The 2,761-nt window shown below is 38.8% G+C and carries 4 protein-coding genes; 2 read left to right on the top strand and 2 right to left on the bottom strand.

Going from position 1 to position 2,761, the window contains the following annotated elements; genetic code table 11:
* Window positions 1-72: 72 nt before the first annotated feature.
* Both ACFVSH_RS25095 and ACFVSH_RS25100 read right to left on the bottom strand, forming a co-directional pair.
* Window positions 73-345 (bottom strand): hypothetical protein, encoded by a 273-nt coding sequence (locus ACFVSH_RS25095; RefSeq protein ID WP_387599200.1) that lies wholly within the window; start codon window positions 343-345, stop codon window positions 73-75.
* A gap of 61 nt (window positions 346-406) precedes the next feature.
* Window positions 407-1,489 (bottom strand): nitric oxide synthase oxygenase, encoded by a 1,083-nt coding sequence (locus tag ACFVSH_RS25100; protein ID WP_387708460.1) that lies wholly within the window; start codon window positions 1,487-1,489, stop codon window positions 407-409.
* A 260-nt stretch (window positions 1,490-1,749) separates the two neighbouring features.
* Between ACFVSH_RS25100 and catR the strand changes: the two genes are divergently transcribed.
* A complete protein-coding gene (catR, locus tag ACFVSH_RS25105; protein WP_048678030.1) occupies window positions 1,750-2,073 on the top strand; it encodes a catDE operon transcriptional regulator CatR in 324 nt (107 codons plus the stop codon).
* A 137-nt stretch (window positions 2,074-2,210) separates the two neighbouring features.
* The coding region (locus tag ACFVSH_RS25110) for an NAD(P)/FAD-dependent oxidoreductase (RefSeq protein ID WP_387708462.1) at window positions 2,211-2,761 on the top strand (551 nt) is incomplete at its 3' end.

A 2,761-nucleotide genomic window follows, 5' to 3' on the forward strand; every position in this document is an offset into this window, starting at 1 on the left:
AATTATCTGATTTTTAAATTTGAAAAATATAATAAAAAAACGCTTGGGGATACCCAAGCGAATCTGTTTGCATTATCCATGCTTCACATTATTATAATAGTGAACACCATACATGGCGCCTTCATCTACCATCTTATTATCGTCATGATCATATGGATCAGGATGACCTGCCTTTTCAATTACGGGATCCAGCTCGGAAGCCTTCCTATTCCAAAAACCTACTGCTTTTGCTTTTGCATTGGACCATATGTCCTTCACTTTTCCTCTATTCGTTTTATTCGATAAAAATGAGACTCCGGCAACTCCGACTCCTATTAATACAACGTTTTTTCCTAATGCCATCATTACCTTCCCCCTTATTTATTGACTTGCTATATCTATACCCCACGCCAGTTAATTTAAACCTTTATTTATATGGAGGATTTTGATAAAAGAAATTAGGTTTCATTATTTCATTGCTATATGGCTGATGAAAAACGTGTGTCGTCGCTGGGGACACCGGTGGAATCAACCAGGTCCAGTCCCCCGTTACTTTCCGGGCACAAGAGGCTTCTTTTTCTTCGAATTTCTTGAATTGTTTAGCTGCTGTATGGTGATCTACGATGCTGACTCCGTATTTTTTATATGAATGAAGGACTGCTTCATTCAGTTCGATCAGGGCTCTATCTTTCCATAAATTCGAATCACGCTTAATATCCAAGCCCATTCTCTCCCCGATTGCCGGCAGCATATTGTAGCGTTCTTCGTCCGCAAGGTTTCTGGCACCGATTTCCGTTCCCATGTACCACCCATTAAATGGCGCAGCCGAATAAGTAATACCGCCAATTTCCAATCTCATGCCGGAAATGATTGGAACCGCATACCATTTGATTTGAAGATCTTTGAACCATTTTAGCTTAGGGTGGGTGATTTGGACTTCTTTAACGAGGCTTTCAGGTATATCATGAAAACTAGGGGGGTTACCGTCCAATTGGACTACAAGGGGTAAAATATCGAAAGGTCCGTTTTTCCCTTCCCATCCTAATGCCATACATTGCTTGGTGAATTCGATTGAACTTGAATCACCGATTACGCCATGTTCCGTCTCATATCCTGCATATCGAATGAGCTGATGATTCCAAATATCCACTTTTCGATCATGATCTTTCTGTTTAAAAATTGTAATCACAGGTCTGATGCTCCCATTATTCGTAGCATATTCGATATGCTCAAAGAGAGCCGATACTATTCCTTCTTCGCTTTGAATCATCCTTTTATCAATCACCCTCAGCGATTCCCAAAAAAAGCGCCCAATGCAACGATTGCTATTACGCCAAGCTAATTTAGCACCATATACCAATTCTTCATATGTATGTTCATATCTGCCTGTTTCATTTATTTCCTCGTTAATTTGTTCGATCCTTCCATTTATGTCCTCTTCCGTTTTCAACAATTCAGGATAACTTGTCCTGATAAAGGATACGGCCTCTTGCAGTAAATCATTCATCATTTCCACGGATCCTTCCATTTGCAAAACTTTGACTATAATATTAAAATAACATATTTTTCATTGTATCTCTAAAAAACACAATTTTTTAAAAGCGCATTTTTTTTAAATGTGGCAATTCAGAGGCGGATTACTTTTCATGATACTTTAAGTAAGCTCATAAATTTCTTATACTATAACATCTCTAGTAACTAAATAATTATCGGTAAAGTTGTTACATATAAGGTAAATGGATTATAATATATTAATAATGAGGTGATATGATGAATAATACGACACTTTGTCCACGATTTGAAAAAGGAATGCAAATCTTGAGTAAACGCTGGACTGGCTTGATTGTCAATCAATTACTTAATGGCCCTCAACGGTTTTGTAATATTGAATCGGCATTCCCGATAAGCGGCAGGATTCTTTCTGAACGTTTAAAGGACTTGGAAATTGAAGGTATTGTTAAAAGGGACGTATATCCAGAGACACCGGTCAGGATTGAATATTCCTTAACTGAAAAAGGAAAGGCACTTGCACCGGTAATGAACGAAATTCAAAATTGGGCACAAGAATGGCTTGAACCAATACAGAATCAATGACATTGGAATGAAAGGAAGGAGGAAGTTCCGCCAGCTGCGGACTCCCTCCTTTTTTGTTTAAGCGCCAGAGACTAGTGGTATATTTTTTACAGATAGAATAACACTAGGTTTATTCCAAATTTATGGGCGGTGAATTCATGAAACAAGCAGATTGCATTATTATTGGTGGAGGGATAGCCGGTATTCAGGCAGCCATCCAGCTCGGAAGATATAAACATGATATTATCGTCATTGATTCTGCTCAAGGCCGATCTTCCATTGCCAAGGCTTACCATAACATTCTTGGATGGCCTGATGGGGTAAGCGGCAAACAATTAAGGATGCTTGGCAGACAGCACGCTGAAAAATTCGGTGTCGAATTCTTGGATGATACAGTGAAATCTCTTGAAAAAAAGCAGGACAAGTTTTTTATCCGAACAAAGAATGACATGGATTATGAAGCCAAAATGATTTTTCTTGGTACTGGCATTACCGATAACATTCCTCCAATCAAAAACATCTATCCGACCCTTGGGACATCCACATATATATGCCCTGATTGTGATGGGTATGAGATCATGGATAAGCAAACCGTTGTCATCGGAGGCGGAAATGCGGGAGCGGGCATGGCGCTTACTCTATTATATTGGTCAAAAGATATCATTTACGTAAATCATTCGAAAACAAAAATTGATGATGAGTATAGGGA

Source organism: Peribacillus sp. NPDC058002 (genome assembly GCF_042886655.1).
Lineage (GTDB): Bacteria > Bacillota > Bacilli > Bacillales > DSM-1321 > Peribacillus > Peribacillus aracenensis.